Consider the following 21,407-nt stretch of genomic DNA (forward strand, 5'->3'; position numbering starts at 1 on the left):
CGCCGCTGCCCCGGCGGTAGGCGGTGCGTGTCGGCTAGGCAACATTGCCCGCCTCCACCTCGCGCCGCCAGACGGCGCGCATCGTCGCCGGGCTAGGCGAGCCGCCCCACGGCCGCGGCGATCCGCTCGTCGGTGGCGGTCAACGCGACCCGCACGTGCCGCGCGCCGCGGGGGCCGTAGAAGTGGCCCGGCGCCACCAGGATGCCGCGCTCGGCCAGCCACGTGACGCTGTCCGCGCACGGCTCGCCGCGGGTGGCCCACAGATACAGGCCCGCCTCGGAATGGTCGACGGTGAATCCGGCCGAGCGCAGCGCAGGCAGCAACGCGGACCGCCGACGTTCGTACCGCTCCCGTTGCGCCCGCTCGTGGGCGTCGTCGTCCAGGGCGGCGACCATGGCCGCCTGCACCGGCGTCGGCACCATCATCCCGGCGTGTTTGCGGACCGCGAGCAACTCGGCCACCAGATCGGGATCGCCGGCGACGAAGCCGGCCCGGTAACCGGCCAACGACGAGCTCTTCGACAGCGAATGGATCGCGAGCAGCCCCCGGTGGTCGCCCTCGCAGACCGACGGATGCAGGATCGACAGCGGCTGGGCCTCCCAGCCCAGCCCCAGATAGCACTCGTCGGAGGCCACCACGCTGCCCCGCTCGCGCGCCCAGCCGACCACTTTGCGCAGGTGGTCGACGCCCAGCACGCGTCCGGTCGGGTTGCTCGGCGAGTTCAGGTAGACCAGCGCAGGCGATTGCGGGCCCAACTGAGTCAGCGAATCCGCGCGCAGCACCGCCGCACCGGCCAGCCGCGCCCCGACGTCGTACGTCGGATACGCCAACTCGGGCACCACGATCACGTCCGCGGGCCCCAGCCCGAGCAGGGTCGGCAGCCACGCGATGAGCTCCTTGCTGCCGATCACCGGCAGCACGTCGGCCTGCGCCAGCCCGGTGACGCCGAAGCGGCGGCCCAGCGCGGCGACCGCCGCCTCACGCAGCCGAGGGGTGCCGGCGGTGGCGGGATACCCGGACGCCGAACCGGCGGCCGCCAGCGCGTCGGAGATCACCGGCGCGACCGGGTCCACCGGGGTGCCGACGGACAGGTCGACGATCCCGTCGGGGTGGGAGCCGGCCAGCGCCTTCGCATCGGCGAGGGTGTCCCAGGGGAACTCCGGCAGGGATTCCGACACCCGCCCGCGCGGGGCGCGCGGCCCCGCCCCGGGCTTGTGCAGCACCGGCCCGCTCAGTCGCCCTCGCCCTGCGGTGGCAGGTCCTTGACCACCTGCGGGTCGTTCTCGGTCAGGCCGACCTTGGCGGCGCCGCCCGGGGAGCCCAGCTCGGTGAAGAAGTCGGCGTTGATCTGGGTGTACTGGCTCCACTGGTCGGGCACGTCGTCTTCGTAGTAGATCGCTTCGACGGGGCAGACCGGCTCGCACGCCCCGCAGTCGACGCACTCGTCGGGGTGGATGTACAGCATCCGCGCGCCCTCGTAGATGCAGTCGACCGGGCACTCCTCGATACATGCCTTGTCTTTGATGTCGACACAGGGTTCGGCGATCGTGTAGGTCACAGACGTCTCCTCCATGTACTACTTCGGTGTGGGCTGCTCTTCGGCTCGCGCCCGGTGCCCCGGCCGCTCCAGACAAAGCTTTCGGTTACTGATACTAGACGTTGCACATACACGTCAACCACTTGGCACGCCCGTCGCAGCGACGATTTAAGACTGCCAGTCTCGCGCCCCGCGAACGGAGCCCGTTTCGCCGAGGGCGAACAGCCACCATAGCGCGGTGACCTGCGGAAAGTCGCGCTTCGGCGGGGCTCCACGATAACCATTGAGACGGGACGATCCACGCGGGGCCTGGTAACCTCGATGGGAAGACGGCAACCGCTGGGCAGATGTCGTCGCCTTGATAGCGGTGCATTAACGGGGAAGGTGTCCACACATGAGGCTGTCGTTGACCAAACTGACCGTTGCGGCGGGTAGCGCGGCGGTGGCGTTGACCGCCGGCGCCGGGATCGCATCCGCGGACCCGACCGACGCGATCATCAACACCACGTGCAACTACGGACAGGTGATCGCCGCGCTCAACGCGACCGATCCCGCGGCCGCCGCGAAGTTGAACAGCTCGCCGATGGCACAGTCCTACATCCGCAGCTTCCTGGCCTCGCCGCCGCCCAAGCGCCAGGAGATGGCCCAGCAGATCCAGGCCATGCCGTCGGCGATGAAGTACTACGAGGACATCAACCAGGTCGCCGTCACCTGCAACAACTTCTGAGCCCGGATCACCGGTTCAGTAGCCGCTGAGTAGGCCGCTGACGCGGCCCAGGGCTTCCGTCCCGACGGGGCGACAGACGCGCGACGAGTCCGCGGGCCGACGCACCCCGAGCAGCAGGACCCTCGCGGGCGCACCGGTTTTCGGGGTGGCGGTTCCTTCGGGCCCTCGTGGGTCCCCCGGTCCACCGCGTCGGCTTTACCCGCCGCGCCGGACCGCTAAGCCGCCCGCGGCGCGTACGTGGTGGTGCGTTGGCGCGCCGGGCGCCCGATCCCTTCCGCGATGGCGGTCAGCTCTTCGACAGTCTTGGCCGAGCCGTGCTCCGAGCCGGCCATCCGCGAGATGGTCTCCTCCATCAGCGTGCCGCCCAGATCATTGGCGCCGCCGCCCAGCATCACCTGGGTGCGCTCGACGCCCAGCTTGACCCAGCTGGTCTGAATCTGGGAGATGCGGCCGTGCAACATGATCCGCGCCAACGCGTGCACGGCACGGTTGTCGCGGTGGGTGGGGCCGGGGCGGGCCGCGCCGGCCAGATACAGCGGCGAGCTCTGGTGCACGAACGGCAGGGGCACGAACTCGGTGAAACCTCCGGTGCGGTCCTGGATTCCGCGCAGCACGTTGAGGTGCGCGACCCAGTGCCGCGGGCTGTCGACGTGGCCGTACATCATCGTCGACGACGACCGCAGGCCCACCTCGTGCGCGGTGGTCACGATGTCGATCCACTCCGACGTCGGCAGCTTGCCCTTCGTGAGCACCCAGCGCACTTCGTCGTCCAAAATCTCGGCGGCCGTGCCCGGGATGGTGTCCAGCCCGGCCTCGCGCAAGCCGATCAGCCACTCACGCACGCTGAGCCCGCTCTTGGTGACACCGTTGGCGATCTCCATCGGCGAGAAGGCGTGCACGTGCATCGAGGGCACCCTCGCCTTGACGGCGCGGACCAGGTCGGCGTAGCCGGTGACCGGTAACTCCGGGTCGATCCCGCCCTGCATGCAGACCTCGGTGGCGCCTTCGACGTGCGCCTCCCACGCGCGGTCGGCCACCTCGTCGGTGGACAACGAATAGGCGTCGGCGTCGCCCTTGCGCTGCGCGAACGCGCAGAACCGGCAGCCGGTGTAACAGATGTTGGTGAAGTTGATGTTGCGGTTCACGACGAACGTCACGTCGTCACCGACGGCGTCGCGGCGCAGCGCATCGGCCAGGGCGGCAACGGCTTCCAGCGCCGGACCGTCGGCGGTCGCCAGCGCCAGATACTCGCCGTCGGTGCAGCCGGCCGGATCGCGCTCGGCCGCCCGCAGGGCGGCCAACACATCGGTGTCCAGGCGTTCTGGTGCTTTGGCGCCTTGCGCGGCCAGCTCGTGCACCTGCGCGCGGATCGATTCCCAGTCACCGAAGGCGCTGTCCAGGTCGCTGCGTGCCTCGGCGGCGCGACCCTCGGTGTCGATGGCCGCGTTGAGGTCGACCCGCCCGGCGGAGGCGACGTCGTCGGGCTCCTGCCAGGGCAGGCCCACCGGATTGATGTCGCGGGCCAGGCCGGTCACCGGGTCGGCCAGCGCCAGCACGTGTCCCCGCACCCGCGGGTCGATCCACGCCGCGCCCGCCTGCACGTATTTCGGTTGGGCGGTCAGCCGCTGAACGAGTTCGTAGCCGGCCTCGGCGGTCACGTCAGCCAGCTCGTCGAGGGCGGGCCACGGCCGCTCCGGGTTGACATGGTCGGGTGTCAGCGGCGACACCCCGCCCCAGTCGTCGACCCCGGCACCCACCAGCGCCAGGCACTCGTCGCGGGACACCAGATTGGGTGGCGCCTGGACGCGCATGCCCGGCCCGAGCACCAACCGCGCCACCGCGACCGTCGCCAGGTAGTCCTCGATGCCCGCGTCCGGGACGGCGGCCATCGCGGTGTGTTCCTTGGCGCGGAAATTCTGCACGATCACCTCTTGGACGTGACCGAACTCCTTGTGCGACTTGCGAATCGCTTGCAGCGTCTCGGCGCGTTCGGTCAGCGTCTCGCCGATGCCGACGAGCAGACCCGTGGTGAACGGAATCGACAGCCGGCCCGCGTCGGTGAGCGTGCGCAGCCGCACCGCCGGGTCCTTGTCCGGGCTGCCGTAGTGCGCAAGGCCTTTCGTCTCGAACAGCCGTCGCGACGTCGTCTCGAGCATCATGCCCATCGACGGCGCGACCGGCTTCAGCCGGGCCATCTCCGACCAACTCATCACGCCGGGATTCAGGTGCGGCAGCAGCCCCGTCTCTTCGAGCACCCGGATCGCCATGGCCCGCACGTAGGACAGCGTGGAATCGTAACCCCGTTCCCCGAGCCACTGTCCGGCTTCCGGCCACCGATCCTCGGGCCGGTCGCCAAGGGTGAAAAGTGCTTCCTTGCAACCGAGTTCGGCTCCGCGGCGGGCGATGTCGAGGATCTCGTCGGGCTCGAGGTACATGCCGGCCCCACTCGCGCGCAGCTTGCCGGGCACGGTGACGAAGGTGCAGTAATGGCACGTGTCGCGGCACAGCCGGGTGACCGGGATGAACACCTTGCGCGAATAGGTGATCGGCAGCCCGCCGCCGGGGCCGCGCCGGCCGGCCGACGTCAGCCCCGCGTCACGCACCCGCGCGGCGCTGGCGCACAGATCCGCGAGGTCGTCGCCCCGCGCGGTCATCGCGACGGCCGCCTCATCGACATTGAGCGCCACACCGTCTCGAGCGCGGCGCAACACCCGCCGCAACGCCGAGGCGCTGGTCCTCGGTGAGGACGTGGGCGGAACCACAGGATTAGGAAGAGCGATACGCTCCTCGCCCGGAGTCAGCGGCACCTTCGTGTAACTTCCCCACGATCGAATTTCATCCGCGTGTCCCAACATGTGAAATTTTCGGACCCGTGCGGGCCCCGTCTGCGCAACAGTCAACAGTAGCGGCAGGGCCGCACCGGCGAGCGGGGACGTCCCGGCCCGCTCGCCGCAGGAACGTCAGGCCCGGCGCCCGCGCCGCCACAGCACCCAGAACGGCGGCGCGACGCCCAGCACGATCAACAACAAGGCCCCGTATGCCATCACGCCCCGGCCGCCCAGGATGACGTCGTCGGCGGGCCCGCCCATGCTGATCACCGCCACCGTGAGCAGCCACGTCCACAAGGGCAGCGCGGCGAGCCGCGTCGACGTGGTCCACCGCCCGGCGGCCCAGACCAGGGCGGCGTTGACCAATCCGGAGATCAGTCCGCTGACGGGAAAGGGGATGGCTCCGAGATAGGAGGGCAGCAGCAGGGCCCCGGCCAGCGCGGAGAGAACCCCGTCGACGGCCAGCAGCGCCAAGACAACGAAACGTATCGCGGGGTCGGTCGCGCCGCTGTCCTCCAGCGATGCGGCGCGCGGCTCGGTTTCGATCAGGTCGGAACGCTGTCGACGTTGGACAGTATCGAGCCGATGACCCACTGCAGGCTGTCCAGCCGGTCCTGCCAGTGCTGCTGATTAGGGTCCAGGTCGGGGTCCATGCGAAATCCTTCCGTGGCTGCCTGATTGGCAAGACTACCCCGTGACGGCCGCGCTGAAATCAAGCCCCGCAAGCAGATCTGTTTCCCAGCCGCGCTCGTCGCGCTCCCCCGCCCCGCCGGCGGCCAGGACGTAGTGCTCCTCCGCCACGATCGGCAGCGCCATGTTGTTCGACAGGGCGCAGGCCCGGCCGGTGGGCCCGACGACCACCTGGGTGGCATGTGCGGCCAGCGCAGCCCGCTTCGCCGCCCAGGCCTCAACGCCGGCCTCGACGACGGCGTCGATCTTGTCGTCGGGGTAGCCGAAGTCGAACTCTTCTCGTGTTGGGATCCCCCACCCGGGCAGCAAGTCGCCGCGGTCCAGCACCCGCCAGCCGGCCTCGAAGGCGCTCTCGGCCACGACGGTCCAGTAGAACTTCGGCACCCGCCACGGCTCGCCGGGAAAGTCGCCGGAGCCGGCCCCCGGACCGGACGCCGCCACGGCGGCCGTCGTGATGGTGTGGGTATGGACGTGATCGGGGTGGCCGTAGCCGCCGCCCGGATCGTAGGTCACGACGACGTGCGGGCGCTGCTCGCGGATCACCGCGACCAGCGCGCCGACGGCCTCGCGCTCGTCGGCGTCGACGAAGCGCTCGCGCCGCCGCCCGGGTGTGCCCGGCATGCCCGAGTCTCGCCAGCGTCCCGCGCCGCCGAGATAGTGCGGCGCGCCGGCACCGAGCGCACGCAACGCCGCGGTGAGCTCGCCGATGCGGTAGCCCCCCAACTGATCCGCGTGGTCGACGGCCAGCCCGGCCCAGCGCTGGCCGATGACCTCGCCCTCCTCGCCGAGGGTGCAGGTGACGACGCGGACGTCCGCCCCGCGGGCCGCGTAATGGGCGATGGTGGCGCCGTTGCTGAGGCTCTCGTCGTCGGGATGCGCGTGCACGAACAGCAGCCGTGGCGTCTCGGGCATGGACGCACCCTACCCGCAGTCGCCGACCGCCGGCGGTCTCGTCGCAGCCGATAGGAACGCATACGGCTACTATCGAGGAATGCCGCAGCTCACCCAGACCGCCGCCCAGGCAGGCGGCCGGAGCCGCCGACGGGGTGAGGTCCTCGAACGGGCGCTCTACGAGGCCACGCTGGCCGAACTGGCGGAGGTCGGCTATGGCGGGCTGACCATGGAGGGGATCGCGGCGCGGGCCCACACCGGCAAGGCCGCCCTGTATCGGCGCTGGGCCACCAAGTGCGAGCTGGTGCACGCCGCGCTGGTGCACACCTTGCCGCCCGTGCCCGAGGCGCGCTCCGGCCGGCCGGCCCGGGAGAACCTGCTCACGGTGTTCAGCGCCCACCGCGATGTCTGCGCCGGGAAGACCGCCTTCCCCGGCATGGCAACGGTCTACCAGCTGCTGCACGAACCCGAGATGCGCGCCATCTTCGCCGACGCCGTGGTCGCCCCGCGCCTGCAGATCATCGAATCGATCCTGCAGGCCGCCGTCGCGGAGGGCGACCTCGATCCGGAGATGATCACCCCGCTGACCGCCCGCATCGGGCCGGCCCTGATCAACCAGCACTTCCTGCTGACCGGGTCGCCGCCGAACCGCCGGGAGCTGACGCTCATCGTGGACGCCGTCATCCCGCCGCGTGGGGTGCGGGCGGCCCGGGACTAGCGAAGGCCCGTCAGGGCCCGGTCTTGACCCATTGGCCGGCGTCGCCGACGATGCCGACCGGCACCGCACCCGTGAGGCTGACGTTCTGCACGCTCGGGCCGGCGGCGACGATCGTGGTGTCCTGCAGGATCGGCAACACGGTGGACATGTTCCACAGTCGCGGCTCGACCGCGGTGATCACGTCGTTGATGTTCTTGGTGCCGTTGAGCGCCGCATCGATGTTCGACTGGACGCTGCGATCGCAGATCCCGGTGAGATTCGACGGCGCCTGCACCAGCGCGTTGGGGTCCGCCGGACGGCTGGGCGGGGTCGACGTCGGCGTGGTGACCGACGGATTGGGGCCGGTGGTCGTCGGGCCGCCCGGGGCGGGAGCGGTGGTCCTCGGCCCCGCGGACGTCGGAACCTGGGTGGACTCCAGCGCCGGGCAACCGTAGCGCGACGCGAGCCGCGTGGCGAGGTTTCCGCCCGCCTGGCGCCAGCCGACGATCGCGTCGACCTGGTTGTTGTTCAGCGCGTCGCGATAGAGCGTCACCGGGTCCAGCGCCCGCACGCTGGCGGCGATGCCGACGTTGCGCAACTGGTCGGCCGCGGTGTTGGCCACCGCGACGGACGTCGGGTCGTTGGTCGCGACCCCGATGGCCAGCGACAACTGCTGGCCGTCCTTGCTGATCCGGCCGCGGATGACCTCGGGCGGCGCGGTGTTCGCCGGTGTCGGCGCCGGCGACCCCGAAGCGTTGCCTTCCACCGTGTAGCCCGACCCCTCGAGCAACGCCAGCGCCGCAGGCGTCGTCATCGCGGGTGGCGCGGTCGGCTCGTAGCCCGGGTCGCTGGGCGCGCGGATCTGGGCCTGGTCCAGCGTGACGGTGTTGTCGCTGCCCGCGCCCACGGCGGCCAGCAGGTCGACGTCCAACAGCCCGAGGATCGCCTTGCGCACCTGCGCGTCGGCCAGCTTTGACTCGTTGGCCCGCAGCGTCAGCTGCATGATCCGGGGCGTCACGATCCGGGCGGTGCGGACGTCGGGGATCGCGGACAGTTGCGCGAAGGCCGCCGACCCGCCATGCACCTGCGCCACCTGGGTGTCGCCGTTGCGCACCGAATCGGCCAGGGCCGCCGGCGCCCCGGCGCGCCGGAAGAGGATGAGCGCGGGCTTGGCCGGCGTCCCCCAATAGCGGTCGTTGCGGGCCAGCAGGATCTCGTCGCGCTGCGGATCGATGCTCTCGACGCGGAACTGGCCGCCGGTGACCGGCAGCGCGCGGGCCAGCCCGGCCGCGAAACCGCCCGGCACGTCCTTGACGATGTGCGCCGGGAGGATGTTGCTGAACAACTCCTTCCAGGACGGGTACGGCTGGGCGAAGGTGACCACCGCCTGCTTGCCGCCCTCGAGCGACTGCACGCCGGTGATGAGGTCGTAGCCCGCGGGGTCGACGACGCCGGGCTGGCTGACCATCTGGTGCCACAGGTACCAGAAGTCGTCTGCGGCGATCGGGGCGTTGTCGGTCCACTGCGCTTCCGGCCGGATCTTGTAGGTCACCGTGAACGGGTTCTGGCCGGTGACGTCGGCGGACTCCAGCAGGGTCGGGTCCATCTCCCAGCGCGATCCCGTCGGCGTGGCGGGGTCGGGCACCGGCCGGAACGCGCTGGGCAGGACCAGGGCGCTGATCGCGGCGTTCACCGGGGACAGGTCGGAGAGCAGGTGCGGGTTGAATCCGGCGCCGATCGAGTCGATGCCCATGATGATCTGGGTGGGTCGCGGCGGCGGCGGTGGCGAGTTGTGCGGCGTGTCGGTGCTCTGCGGAGCCGGCGGGGGGTTGACCGTGCACGCCGCCAGCGCCAGCCCCGCCAGCGAGCCGACCACGCCGACCGTCACGAAGAAACGGCGGACGCGTCTCGGCATGCCGATCAGGGTATCGAGCAGCTGCCCGGCAGCCCGCCCATGCACGCGCGATTAACCCCGGGCCTTGGCGCGCGACCGGCTGCGGGCCCGGGTCGTGGCGTCCAGCTCGACCTTGCGCACCCGGACGATCTCCGGGGTCACCTCGACGCATTCGTCCTGCGCGCAGAACTCCATGGCCTGCTCCAGGTCGAGCTCGAGCGGCTTGGCCAGCGTCTCGATGACGTCCGCGGTCGACGAGCGCATGTTGGTGAGCTTCTTTTCCCGGGTGACGTTGATGTCGAGATCCTCTGCGCGCGGGTTGATTCCGACGACCATGCCCTCGTAGGTGTCCTGCCCGGGCTCGACGAAGAACTGGCCCCGGTCGGCGAGCTGAATCAGCGCGAAGGGGGTGATGGTGCCGGCGCGGTCGGAGACCAGCGAGCCGGTGTGGCGGGCCCGGATCTCGCCCGCCCACGGGCGGTAACCGTCGAACACGGCGTTGGCGATCCCGGTGCCGCGGGTGATGGTGAGGAAATCGGTGCGGAAGCCGATCAGGCCGCGGCTGGGCACGATGAAGTCCATCCGGACCCACCCGGCCGCGTGGTTGGTCATCTCCTCCATGCGACCCTTGCGGGCGGCCATCAGCTGGGTGATCGCGCCGACGAACTCGTCGGGGCAGTCGATCGTCATCGCCTCGAACGGCTCGTGCAGCTGACCGTCGATGGTGCGGGTCACCACCTGCGGCTTGCCGACCGTGAGCTCGAAGCCCTCGCGGCGCATCTGTTCGACCAGCACCGCCAGGGCGAGCTCGCCGCGGCCCTGCACCTCCCAGGCGTCGGGCCGGCCGATGTCGACGACGCGGATGCTGACGTTGCCGACCAGCTCCTGGTCGAGGCGGTTGCGGACCATGCGCGCCGTCAGCTTGTGGCCGGACACCTTGCCCGCCAGCGGCGAGGTGTTGGTGCCGATCGTCACCGAGATTGCCGGCTCGTCGACGGTGATCCGCGGCAGCGCGTGCGCGTGGTCGGGATCGGCCAGCGTGTCGCCGATCATGATCTCGGGCAGCCCGGCCACCGCCACGATGTCACCGGCGACCGCCTCGTCGGTGGCGCTGCGCTCGACGCCCTCGGTGGCGAGGAGCTCGGTGATCTTGGCGCTGGTGATGACCGGCAACCCGTCGACCTCGCGCATCCAGGCGACCTGCTGGCCCTTGCGCAGCTTGCCGTTGTAGATGCGGATCAGGGCGAGCCGGCCGAGGAAGGCCGACGCGTCGAGGTTGGTCACCAGCGCCTGCAGCGGCGCCTCGGGGTCTCCCGACGGCGCCGGGATGTGCTCCATCAGCACGTCGAACAGCGGGTCCAGGTTCTCGCCCGCGGGCACCTCGCCGTCGGCGGGCTGGGTGGTGCTGGCAACCCCGGCGCGGCCGGACGCGTACAGCGTCGGGAGGCCCAGCGCATGCTCGGCGGCCTTGGCCGCCTCGTCGTCGAGGTCCGAGGCGACGTCGAGCAGCAGGTCGTGGCTGGCCTCCACCACCTCGGCGATGCGGGCGTCGGGCCGGTCGGTCTTGTTGACCACGAGAATCACCGGGAGGTGCGCGGCCAGCGCCTTGCGCAGCACGAACCGGGTCTGCGGCAGCGGCCCCTCGGAGGCGTCGACCAGCAGCAGCACCCCGTCCACCATGGACAGCCCGCGCTCCACCTCGCCGCCGAAGTCGGCGTGCCCGGGCGTGTCGATGACGTTGATCACCGTCACGCTCCCGTCCGCGTTGAGGCGGTGCACGGCGGTGTTCTTGGCCAGGATGGTGATGCCCTTTTCCTTCTCCAGGTCACCGCTGTCCATGATGCGTTCCTGGGCGTCGTCACCGCGGTGGTGCAGCGCCCCCGACTGCCGCAGCATCGCGTCCACCAGGGTCGTTTTGCCGTGGTCGACGTGGGCGACGATGGCGACGTTGCGGAAAGGCACGTCGGTGATTGTGGCAGCGCGGGGCCTTGCAAAGCGAACCGGCAGGCGGGCCGACCCGCCGTCCGGTGTGCGTTCGAGGCGGCCCGCCGCGGCGTGCCGGCGCCCCGGGCACACCCTCGAAGCCCCCGCCGCGCACGCGATGCGCGGCGGGAGAGCGTCGTCTACCAGCCCCTGCGACGGGGCGCCGCGCCGACCAACTCGCCCTTGGTCGCCACGTCGCGGCTGCGGTAGACGATGTACGGCCTGAACAGGTAGGCGACCGGCGCGCTGAGTATGTGCACCAGCCGGGTGAACGGCAACAGCGTGAACAGCACCATGCCGATCAGGGCGTGCAGCTGGTAGTCCAGCGGCGCGTTGACCATCACCTCGCCGTGCGGCTGGAAGATCCAGATCCGGCGGAACCACAGGCCGACCGTGTAGCGGTAGTGGAACTCCCCGCCGTGCGGCCCGGTGCCGATCAGGTCGCAGTACAGGCCCACCACGATGGCCAGCACCAGCACCACGTACATCACCTTGTCGCTGCGGGTGGTGGCCATGGAGACCGCGGGCCGGGTGAACCGCCGGTAGATCAGCAACCCGATTCCGACCAGGGTGGCAAACCCCGCCACCGACCCGGCGATGACCGCCTGCAGGTGGTAGGCGTGGTCGCTCACCTTCAGCAGGTGCGTCACCCGCGGCGGGATGAACAGCCCCATCACGTGCCCGGCGAAGACCGCCAGGATGCCGAAGTGAAACATCGGGCTGGCCACCCGCAGCAGCCGCGACTCGTAGATCTGCGAGGAGCGGGAGGTCCAGCCGAACTTGTCGTAGCGGTAGCGCCACCAGGTGCCGACGATCAAGACCGTCAGCGTGACGTAGGGCGCGATGTCCCAGAACAACACGTTGCTAAACACCTGGCGCTCCTTCGCGGCGGGGCGGCACGGTCAGGTTGAAGGGTTGCAGCCCAACGGCTTCCGCGGGCGGCCCGGCCTTGGCCAGGCGCTCCGCGCGGCGCACGTCCTGATCGGTCGCGGCGGGCAGGGTCGCGCACACCGCCGCCACGGTGGGCTCGTAGGGCGACTTCGCGTCGGCGAGCGCGCCCCGCAGCACGTCGATCGGGACGCGGTGTTCGGCCAGCAGCCGCCGCCCGGCCCCGGGATCGACGGTGGCGGCGAATTCCAGCACGACGGGCAGGTGGTCGGGCGCCTCGGCGCGCGGCGGCTGCACCCCCGATTCCCGGTACGCGGCCGCGAATTCGACCATCTCCCGGCCGCGGTTACGGGTGTCGCCCGCGGTCCAGTACGTCAGGTACATCGTGCAGTGGCGCCGCATGTCGAACGTCGCGACGTAGTCCATCGCGGCCGCCATGGGTTCGCGAGCGCGCAGCGCGGCCAGCGTCTGCCCGAGCAGCGCCGCCGCGGGCCCGTGGATGTGGCCGAGCAGCTCCTCGACGGTGTCCAGCCGGCCCGGCAGCTCGTCGTCGGGGTAGGCCAGCAACAGCGACGCCGCCTGCCACACCAGCCGGTCCTGCAGGGTGTCCGCGCGGCCCCGGCGCCCGGCCAGCAGCCTCATCGTTTCTGCTCTTCGGGGAACATCCCGGCGGGCACCTGGCGCCCGTCCCAGTTCAGCAGGTTCACCCGGGCGGACCGGTGACCGTCGGCCGGCGCCTCGCCGCCCGGCCGCTTGAGCGCGTGGAACGTCTCGACCGACACGGGCACCGGTTCGCCCGACTCGTACATGCCCGGGCCGCCGTCGCCCGTCAACGAGCAGCCCATCTCCTCGAGGTCGCGGGCCTGCGGGCTGAACGCGGTCGGGATGACGTACCGCTCTTCGTATTTGGCGATGGCCAGCAGCCGGTACATCTCGTAGATCTGCTCTTCGGTCATTCCCACCGAGTGCGGTATGTGCGGCTGGGTCTCCCGCCCGAGATTGATGTCGCGCATGTAGGAACGCATCGCCGCGAGCCGCCGCAGCACGCCCTCGACCACCGCGGTGTCACCGGCGGTGAACAGTTCGGCCAGGTACTGCATGGGGATGCGCAGCGCGTCCAGCGCGCCGAACAGGTTGCCCAGGTCCTCGCCGTCGTGGCCGTCCCGGCTGACGGCGTCGACCACCGGCGACAGCGGCGGGATGTACCAGACCATCGGCATGGTGCGGTATTCGGGATGCAGGGGCAGCGCGACCTTGTAGTCGTTGATCAGCGCGTACACCGGCGAGCGCTGCGCGGCCTCGATCCACTCGTCGGAGATGCCCTCCGCGCGCGCGGCGGTGATCACCTCGGGATCATTGGGGTCCAACAGGATTCGGCACTGCGCCTCGTACAGGTCGGTGTCGTTCTCCACCGACGCCGCCTCCAGCACGCGGTCGACGTCGTAGAGCACCAGGCCCAGATACCGCAGCCGGCCGACGCAGGTCTCCGAGCAGATGGTCGGCAGGCCGACCTCCATCCGCGGGTAGCACAGCGTGCACTTCTCGGCCTTGCCGGTCTTGTGGTTGAAATACACCTTCTTGTAGGGACACCCGGAGACGCACATCCGCCAGCCGCGGCAGCGGTCCTGGTCGACCAGCACGATGCCGTCCTCGCTGCGCTTGTACATCGCCCCCGACGGGCACGACGCCACGCAGGAGGGGTTGAGGCAGTGCTCGCAGATCCGGGGCAGGTAGAACATGAAGGTCTCTTCGAGCGCGAGTTTGACGTCCTCGCCGACCTTCTTCAGGATCGGGTCGCCGGCCAGGATCTCCGGCGACCCGGACAGGTTGTCGTCCCAGTTCGGTCCCCACGAGATTTTCATCGGTTCGCCGCTGATGAGGCTCTTCGGCGCGGCGGTGGGGAACGTGTCACCCGCGGGCGCGGTGGTCAGGTTCTCGTAGTCGTAGGTCCAGGGCTCGTAGTAGTCGTCGATGATGGGCAGCCGGGGGTTGGCGAAGATGCGCAACAGCTTCTGGATGCGCCCCCCGTCGCGCAGGCGCAACCGGCCCTTCTTGTCGCGAATCCAGCCACCGCGCCACCGCTCCTGGTCCTCGTAGGTGCGCGGATAGCCTTGGCCGGGGCGGGTTTCGACGTTGTTGAACCAGACGTATTCCGTGCCGGAACGGTTGGTCCACGCCTGTTTGCAGGTGACCGAGCAGGTGTGGCAGCCGATGCATTTGTCGAGGTTCATCACCATCGCCAGCTGCGCCATGACCTTCATGAGGGCCTCGCTTCCCGTGCGCGCATCAGTACGTCACATCCTGACTGCGACGGCGCACCACGGTGACCTCGTCGCGCTGGTTGCCGGTCGGTCCCATGTAGTTGAAGGCGAACGCGTGCTGGCCGTAGCCGCCGGCGAGGTGGCTCGGCTTGATGCGGACCCGGGTCAGCGCGTTGTGGTTGCCGCCGCGCTTGTTGTTGGTCTCGGTGCGGGGCGTGTCGACCGTGCGCTCCTGCACGTGGTAGACGAAGACCACGCCGTCGGGCATGCGGTGGCTGACGATGGCCCGGCACACGTAGATGCCGTTGGCGTTGACCGCCTCCACCCAATCGTTGTCGCGCACTTTGAGTTTGGCTGCGTCTCCGGGGCTCATCCACATCGTCGGGCCGCCCCGGGACAGCGACAGCATGTAGAGGTTGTCCTGGTAGGTGGAGTGGAACGACCACTTCGAGTGCGGGGTCAGGTACCGCACCGTCAGGCCGACCCCGTCGTCGGTGGGGCCGAGCTCGGGCTGGCCGAACAGCCGCGCCATGTCCAGCGGCGGCCGGAACACCGGCAGGTGCTCGCCGAGTTCCTCCACCCAGTCGTGGGCCAGATAGAAGTGCATCCGGCCGGTCAGCGTGTGGAACGGCTTGAGGTTCTCGATGTTGATGGTGAACGGCGCGTAGCGGCGCCCGCCGGTTTCGCTGCCCGACCATTCCGGGCTGGTGATCACCGGGACCGGCCGCGCCTGGGTGTCGGCGTAGCTGATGCGGCGCTCCTCGCTGCCCTCGGCCAGGTGTGCCAGCCGCTGGCCCGTCCGCTTCTCCAGCTCGCGGAAGCCCTCGACGGCGAGCCGCCCGTTGGTGGTGCCGGACAGCAGCAGCAGCACGTCGGCCATCCGCGCGGCGGTGGTGATGGCCGGACGGCCCGCCGCCGCACCGGAATTCATCACGCCGAACTTGGCCGAGAGCTCCTCGACCTCCCGGAACGGATGCACCGTGACGCCCTTGGTGGTCAGCCCGAACGTGTCGACCAGCGGGCCCAGCGTCCGCCACTTGTCGTAGACGGCGCCGTAGTCGCGTTCCACCACGGTGAGCTTGGCCATCGTCCGCCCGGGCACCGGGGTGGCGCCGGTGTGCAGCCAGTCTTGTTCCGTGCCATCGGGATAGGCCATCGCGTCCGGGGTGTCATGCTGCAGCGCGGTCAGGACCACGTCGCTGCGGGTGCCCAGGTGCCGCTTGGCTAGGGCGCTGAAGGCGCGCGCGATCGCGCCGAAAGCCTCGAAGTCCGAACGGGTTTCCCACGGCGGATCGGTCGCGGCGCTGAACGCGTGCACGTACGGGTGCATGTCCGTGCTCGAGATGTCGGCCTTCTCGTACCAGGTCGCCGCCGGCAGCACGATGTCGGAGACCAGCGTCGTCGACGTCATCCGGAAGTCGATCGACATCATCAGGTCGAGCTTGCCCTCCGGGATGTCGCCCTCGCACACCACGTCGGCGGGCGGTACCCCGTCGGCGGGCGGCTCGGCCTGGATGTTGGCGTCGGTTCCCAACAGATGGCGCAGGAAATACTCGCCGCCCTTGCCCGACGACCCGATCAGGTTGGCCCGCCACACCGTAAGCACCCGTGGCCAGTTGACCGGGTTGTCCGGATCGGTGACGGACAGCTTGAGTTTGCGGTCGCGGAGTTGCTCGGCGACGTAGTCGGAGGCGTCGCGGCCTGCGGCGCACGCCTCGTCGGCGACGTCCAGGCTGGACCGGTCGAACTGGGGGTAGAACGGGCTCCAGCCCATCGCCGTCGCCGACGCCAGCAGGTCCATCGTGTGCTTGCCCGCGAACCGGCCGCGGCCCAGCGGGCTGGCCAGCTTGTCGGCCCCGTAGCCGTCGTAGCGCCACTGGTCGGTGTGCGCGTACCAGTACGAAGCGCCCGGCACCTGCCGCGGCGGGCGCACCCAGTCGGTGGCCATCGCCATCGTCTGAAACCCGGTGAGCGGACGCACCTTTTCCTGGCCGACGTAGTGCGCCCAGCCGCCGCCGTTGCGTCCCATCGACCCGGTGAGCATCAGCAGCGCGAGCACCGCCCGGTAGATCGCGTCACCGTGGAACCACTGACAAATGCCGCTGCCCATGATGATCATCGACCGGCCGCCGGATTCCTCTGCGCTGCGGGCGAATTCCTTGGCCACGCGGATGGCCTGCGCGGCCGACACGCCGGTGATTGGCTCCTGCCAGGCCGGGGTGTTCGGCTGGGTCCCGTCGTCGTAGCCGGTCGGCCACTCGCCGGGCAATCCCGGCCGGGCCACCCCGTACTGGGCGAGCATCAGGTCGAACACCGTGCACACCAGGTGTTGGCCGGCGCGGCGCACCGGGACCCCGCGCGCCACGGTGGTGCCCTCACCGTTGATCGTGTCGAAGCTGGGCAGGTGCACCAGCGCGGTATCGGCGTCCCCGTTGCGGCCGTGCGTGTTTCGCACGCTCAGCGCGGGCTGCAGCGCGCCGAGGTCGAGGTTCCACTTCCCGACCCCGTCCTCGCCGTAGCGGAATCCCAGCGAACCGTGCGGCACCATCACCGAGTCGGTGGTCTCGTCCAGCACCGCGGGCTTGAGCGCCGCGTTCTCGACCGCCTCCCCCAGATCGGCCGCCGTGAGGTTCTTCCCCGGCACCAGCATGTCGCCGCGTTCTTCCAGCTTGATCAGGAACGGCAGGTCGGTGTAGCGGCGCGCGAAATCGGTGAAGAACGGAACCTCTTTCTGCACATAGCATTCCGAGAGGATGACGTGGCCCATCGCCATGGCCAGCGCCCCGTCGGTGCCGGCCGCGCACGGCATCCATTCGTCGGCGAACTTGGTGTTGTCGGCGTAGTCGGGGCTGACGGTCACCACCTTGGTGCCGCGGTAACGCGCCTCGGCCATCCAGTGCGCGTCCGGCGTCCGGGTGATCGGGACGTTGGAGCCCCACATCATCAGGTACGCGGCGTCCCACCAGTCCCCGGACTCGGGCACGTCGGTCTGGTCGCCGAACACCTGCGGGGAGGCCACCGGCAGGTCGGCGTACCAGTCGTAGAACGACGTCATGGGGGCGCCGATCAGCTCGAAGAACCGCGAGCCCGCCGCATAGGAGACCATCGACATCGCCGGGATCGGCGAAAACCCGGCGACCCGGTCGGGGCCGTAGGTCTTGATGGTGTGCACGTGGGCGGCGGCGATGAGTTCGGTGGCCTCGGCCCAGGTGATCCGGACCAGTCCGCCCTTGCCGCGGGCGCGCTGATAGCGGCGCCGGCGCTCGGGGTCGGCCTGGATGTCGGCCCACGCCAGCACCGGATCCCCGAGCCGCGCCCTGGCTTCCCGGTACATCTCGACCAGCAAGCCCCGCGCGTAGGGATAGCGCACGCGGGTCGGCGAGTAGCTGTACCAGGAGAACGACGCGCCGCGGGGGCAACCGCGCGGCTCGTATTCCGGACGGTCCGGGCCCACCGTGGGATAGTCGGTCTGCTGGGTTTCCCACGTGATGATCCCGTCCTTGACGTAGATCTTCCACGAGCAGGAACCGGTGCAGTTGACGCCGTGGGTGGAGCGGACCACTTTGTCGTGGCTCCACCGGTCGCGATAGAACACGTCGGCCTCGCGGCCGCCCTTGCGTGTGACCGTGCGCAGGTCGGCGGAGATTTCGCCGGACGTGAAGAAGCGCCCGCTGCGCTCCAGCAACTCCTCGAGCGCTCCACCGACGTGTGGCGTGACAGTCAACAGGTACCCCTTCTACTCCGTAGCGTCGCGCGTCGTAGCCGGGCCGTCGCTTCGACCCCAGATGCGTCGTGTGCGCCGGACCCCGGCCCACCGATTCGGCCGCCCGCGCCAACCCGGATCGGCAGCGCCATCGATGTCGGCGGCCCGCGCGCTGGGGAGCGATCGAGCACCAGCATAGGCCGCGGGAGACAGGCCCATCACCTCCGTCGCGCGCGGCCTGTTAACGAGGAATCGTCTGGTCAGCATGCGTTTGTAGATCCGGAGATGCTCGGGGCGGGCGACGGATCGCTTACCGCATGCACCTCGAGGTCAAGTCGTTTATTACAAGTTCCGTTGTTATATCCCAAGTTCACATGGGTGACCTTCTACGGCGCTGGACGTCAGCTTCGGAAAGGCTGTGGACTTGTTATGAGCTTTCGCCGGCCAGCGTCCGCACCAGGTCAGCGAGCCAGCCGCGGTCGGCCGGCACCCAGTCGACGTCGGGCACCTCGGCCGCCGTCACCCAGCGCAGCGCGCGGTGGTCGTGCGCGCGCGGTTCACCGCCGAGCAAGTCCACGCGGTACGCCCGCAGCGTGATGCCGTCCAGCGCGATGTCGGCGCCGAGGCGGTCGCCCACTGCGACGTCGCCGTCCGTCAGGCCCAGTTCCTCGGCCAGCTCCCGGGCCAGCGCGGCGTGCTCGCTTTCGCCCGCCGCGACCTTGCCGCCGGGCAACTCCCAGCGGCCGGCCAACTCGGGCGGCCGCAGACGCTGCGCCACCAGCACCGTGGCGCCGCGGATGACCGCGCCCGCGACGACGATCTGGGTCGGCATGGCCAGACGGTATACGGTCGAGACATGGCTGTGTTAACGGATGAGCAGGTGGACGCCGCACTGCCCGATCTCAACGGATGGGAGCGCGTCGACGGCGCGCTGCGCCGGTCGATCAAGTTCCCGAGTTTTCTGGCCGGCATCGACGCGGTGCGCCGGGTGGGCGAGCACGCGGAGAGCAAGGACCATCACCCGGACATCGATATTCGTTGGCGGACAGTGAGTTTCGCCTTGGTGACGCATTCCGAGGGAGGCATCACCGAGAAGGACGTCGCCATGGCGCACGACATCGACGGGATCGTCGAAGACTAATTAGTCGTGCGCCCCGTCCTCGACCGTCACGCCGGCGTGTCCCCCGTGAGCGGGTGGTGCCCCCAGTTCGCGGGATCGGCCGGCGGCCGCGATCCAGCCCAGGGTGGCCACCGCCGCCACGATGTAGACCAGGCCTGCCCAGGCCAGATACCACGGCCGGCTGATCTGCCAAATGGTCGGCTGCGCGAAGAGCAGTAGCCACGGCACGCCGACGGCGGTGAGCGCCAGCCAGCCCCAGCCCACCATCCGCGCGCCGGGACGCTCGCGCAGCGGGCCGTGAATCGCCCAGATCATCAGCGGCACCAGCCACACCCAGTGGTGGGTCCACGAGATCGGGGACAGCAGCAGCCCGAACATCTCGACCACCAGCAACCTGCCCAGCCGATCCGAGCTGTCCAGCGCGCGCCACGCCAGCACGGCCAGCACCGCGGTGACGGCGATGGCGGCCAGGACCCCCGGGCCGAAGCCGGCGTCGTGACCGAGGATCCGGGAGATGCCGCCGCGCCAGGACTGATTGATCGACGTGGCGATGGGCCCCACGCGGTGCGCGTCGCCGAGCAGCTTCGTGAAGTAATAGCGGGCCTGGTCGCCGACGACCAGGGCCGACACGCCGATGGTGGCGAGGAAGACCGCGAAGGAGAAGGCCGCCGCGGCCCAGCGCCGCATCCCGACCAGGTAGACGCCGGCGATCGCGGGCGTCAGCTTGATCCCGGCCGCCGCGCCGACCAGCAGCCCCGACAGCCACCACCGCGTCGTCAGCACCGCCCAGAGCACCGCCAGCATCAGCAGCACGTTGACCTGCCCGTAGTCGAACGTGCTGCGGAGCGGCTCGATCCAGATCGTGACCGCCGTCCAGGCCATCGCGAGGCGGCGACCGTCGGCGCCCGGCGCGACGCCGATCAGGCGCTGGCTGATCCGGATCGCGCCGTAGAGCGCGGCCATCGTCGCGATCTGCCACCCGAAGGCGACCACGGTGAAGGGCAGCAGGGTGAGCGGGTAGAAGACGACCGCCGCGAAGGGCGGATAGGTGAACGGGAGCGGGAAGTCGGGCGTCTGATCGGCGTAGACGTAGCTGTACAGCGTGCCGGGATGGTCGATGGCGGCGGCACCGCCGAGGTAGACGTGCAGGTCGACGAAGTTCGCCCCGTGCGGGGTCAGATACGTCCACGCGAGCCGCGCGGCGACGCTGGCGACCAGCAGCGCGGGTGCCGCCGCCCGAAGCGAACTCGCGAATCGCCGGCGCGGGGGGGTCGCCGGCGCGGCCGAGGTGGTGTCTATCAGCACGACTTTAGCGATCGCCCGGCCGTGCGCGGCGGGGACGGACGCGTTACCGGATCGGGCCTGGTCGCGGGGCGTTTGGTCACCGCAGCCACTCGTATCAGTAACGATCAAATAAATGCCACACGTGTCACTTGAGTCCCACCAGTATCAACGTAACTTCGGCGGCGGACCCGTTTTCCACAACCAGGGAGAGTCATGCCAACCATCTGGACTTACATGCGTGCAGCGGCCGTCGTCGTCGGTTCGTCCGCAGCCCTACTCACGGGCGGTATCGCCCACGCCGACCCCGTGCCGGCTCCGCCGATTCCGAACATTCCGCAGCAGCTGATCAGTTCGGCGGCCAACGCGCCCCAAATCCTGCAGAACCTCGCAACCGCGCTGGGCGCGACCCCGCCGGCCGCGCCGGCCGCCCCGGGCATCACCTTCCCGGGAGTTCCCTCGGCCGCCACGACGTCACCGGCGACGTCACCGGCGGGCATCCCCTCGATTCCCGGGCTGCCCCAGGCGGCCACGCCCTCCGCGCCGTCCACCGCGACGGCCACGCAGGGCCTGCAGGGGTTGATCCCTGGGCTCACGCAGCCGGCACCCGCGGCGCCCGCCGCGCCGGCCGCGTCGTCCATCCCCGGGTTGCCGGCGATCCCCGGGCTGTCGACGCCGACCGCCCCCGCCACCCCGCCGAGCCCGCAGATTCCGCAGGCGAAGGTCGACATGCCGGCGTTTCTGCCCAACCTGCCGGTCAACATGCCCGCGCAGATGACCCTGCCGCAGGACCTGCCGGCGCTGGCCGGGGCTCCGGCACCGGCGGCACCGGCGGCACCGGCCGCACCGGCCGCACCGGCAACCGGGGCCAACCCGGTAGCGCCGCTGCTCGCCGCCCTGCCCTGAG

At 70.3% G+C, this 21,407-nt stretch carries 17 protein-coding genes; 4 read left to right on the forward strand and 13 right to left on the reverse strand.

Translation table 11 applies throughout. The features are described 5' to 3' along the window. Window positions 1-92 precede the first annotated feature (92 nt). Window positions 93-1,178, reverse strand: a complete 1,086-nt coding sequence (gene dapC / locus BST44_RS10185) for a succinyldiaminopimelate transaminase (RefSeq protein WP_083177100.1) — start codon at window positions 1,176-1,178, stop codon at window positions 93-95. Between the two features lie 53 nt (window positions 1,179-1,231). Continuing rightward, a complete protein-coding gene (gene fdxA, locus BST44_RS10190; RefSeq protein ID WP_040622791.1) occupies window positions 1,232-1,558 on the reverse strand; it encodes a ferredoxin in 327 nt (108 codons plus the stop codon). A gap of 373 nt (window positions 1,559-1,931) precedes the next feature. Here fdxA and BST44_RS10195 point away from each other — a divergent pair, with 373 nt between their 5' ends. Beyond that, on the forward strand, window positions 1,932-2,264 hold the full coding sequence (locus tag BST44_RS10195; RefSeq protein WP_083177003.1) for a hemophore-related protein: 333 nt from the start codon (window positions 1,932-1,934) through the stop codon (window positions 2,262-2,264). A 215-nt stretch (window positions 2,265-2,479) separates the two neighbouring features. Here BST44_RS10195 and BST44_RS10200 read toward each other — a convergent pair whose 3' ends face one another. From BST44_RS10200 to mshB, 3 genes are all read right to left on the reverse strand, one after another. Continuing rightward, entirely contained in the window at window positions 2,480-5,119 is a 2,640-nt protein-coding gene (locus BST44_RS10200) for a bifunctional FO biosynthesis protein CofGH (protein ID WP_083177004.1), read from the reverse strand. Window positions 5,120-5,224: 105 nt separating this feature from the next. Further along, window positions 5,225-5,686, reverse strand: coding sequence for a hypothetical protein (locus tag BST44_RS10205; protein WP_083177005.1), 462 nt, complete (start codon window positions 5,684-5,686; stop codon window positions 5,225-5,227). A 93-nt stretch (window positions 5,687-5,779) separates the two neighbouring features. Then, on the reverse strand, window positions 5,780-6,694 hold the full coding sequence (mshB, locus tag BST44_RS10210; RefSeq protein WP_083177006.1) for an N-acetyl-1-D-myo-inositol-2-amino-2-deoxy-alpha-D-glucopyranoside deacetylase: 915 nt from the start codon (window positions 6,692-6,694) through the stop codon (window positions 5,780-5,782). 79 nt (window positions 6,695-6,773) lie between these two features. On the opposite strand from mshB, the gene BST44_RS10215 reads away from it, so the two are divergent. Then, complete coding sequence (locus tag BST44_RS10215; RefSeq protein WP_083177007.1) at window positions 6,774-7,391, forward strand: TetR/AcrR family transcriptional regulator; 618 nt, start codon at window positions 6,774-6,776, stop codon at window positions 7,389-7,391. A gap of 10 nt (window positions 7,392-7,401) precedes the next feature. Here the strand turns inward: BST44_RS10215 and BST44_RS10220 are convergent, their stop codons facing one another. The 7 genes from BST44_RS10220 to BST44_RS10250 form a co-directional block, all read right to left on the reverse strand. Beyond that, window positions 7,402-9,291 (reverse strand): ABC transporter family substrate-binding protein, encoded by a 1,890-nt coding sequence (locus BST44_RS10220; protein ID WP_167380186.1) that lies wholly within the window; start codon window positions 9,289-9,291, stop codon window positions 7,402-7,404. Window positions 9,292-9,336: 45 nt separating this feature from the next. Further along, window positions 9,337-11,226: a translational GTPase TypA gene (typA, locus tag BST44_RS10225; RefSeq protein ID WP_083177009.1), complete on the reverse strand. Its 1,890-nt coding sequence runs from the start codon at window positions 11,224-11,226 to the stop codon at window positions 9,337-9,339. A 161-nt stretch (window positions 11,227-11,387) separates the two neighbouring features. Next, window positions 11,388-12,119: a respiratory nitrate reductase subunit gamma gene (gene narI / locus BST44_RS10230; RefSeq protein ID WP_083177010.1), complete on the reverse strand. Its 732-nt coding sequence runs from the start codon at window positions 12,117-12,119 to the stop codon at window positions 11,388-11,390. Continuing rightward, a complete protein-coding gene (narJ, locus tag BST44_RS10235) occupies window positions 12,112-12,777 on the reverse strand; it encodes a nitrate reductase molybdenum cofactor assembly chaperone (RefSeq protein WP_083177011.1) in 666 nt (221 codons plus the stop codon). Before narJ ends, narI begins: the two co-directional genes overlap by 8 nt. After that, window positions 12,774-14,396: a nitrate reductase subunit beta gene (gene narH, locus BST44_RS10240; protein ID WP_083177012.1), complete on the reverse strand. Its 1,623-nt coding sequence runs from the start codon at window positions 14,394-14,396 to the stop codon at window positions 12,774-12,776. Before narH ends, narJ begins: the two co-directional genes overlap by 4 nt. 25 nt (window positions 14,397-14,421) lie before the next feature. Beyond that, on the reverse strand, window positions 14,422-18,120 hold the full coding sequence (locus tag BST44_RS10245; protein WP_083177013.1) for a nitrate reductase subunit alpha: 3,699 nt from the start codon (window positions 18,118-18,120) through the stop codon (window positions 14,422-14,424). Between the two features lie 406 nt (window positions 18,121-18,526). After that, the gene (locus BST44_RS10250) at window positions 18,527-18,931 is read right to left on the reverse strand and encodes a (deoxy)nucleoside triphosphate pyrophosphohydrolase (RefSeq protein WP_083177014.1); all 405 of its coding nucleotides are present in this window, start codon (window positions 18,929-18,931) and stop codon (window positions 18,527-18,529) included. Window positions 18,932-18,955: 24 nt separating this feature from the next. On the opposite strand from BST44_RS10250, the gene BST44_RS10255 reads away from it, so the two are divergent. Beyond that, complete coding sequence (locus BST44_RS10255; RefSeq protein WP_083177015.1) at window positions 18,956-19,240, forward strand: 4a-hydroxytetrahydrobiopterin dehydratase; 285 nt, start codon at window positions 18,956-18,958, stop codon at window positions 19,238-19,240. Here the strand turns inward: BST44_RS10255 and BST44_RS10260 are convergent, their stop codons facing one another. After that, window positions 19,241-20,536 (reverse strand): mannosyltransferase, encoded by a 1,296-nt coding sequence (locus BST44_RS10260; RefSeq protein ID WP_244184776.1) that lies wholly within the window; start codon window positions 20,534-20,536, stop codon window positions 19,241-19,243. Between the two features lie 180 nt (window positions 20,537-20,716). Between BST44_RS10260 and BST44_RS10265 the strand changes: the two genes are divergently transcribed. Continuing rightward, window positions 20,717-21,406, forward strand: a complete 690-nt coding sequence (locus BST44_RS10265; RefSeq protein ID WP_083177016.1) for a hypothetical protein — start codon at window positions 20,717-20,719, stop codon at window positions 21,404-21,406. Window position 21,407: the final 1 nt, after the last annotated feature.

Origin of the sequence: Mycobacterium scrofulaceum (assembly GCF_002086735.1) — a bacterium.
GTDB lineage: Bacteria > Actinomycetota > Actinomycetes > Mycobacteriales > Mycobacteriaceae > Mycobacterium > Mycobacterium scrofulaceum.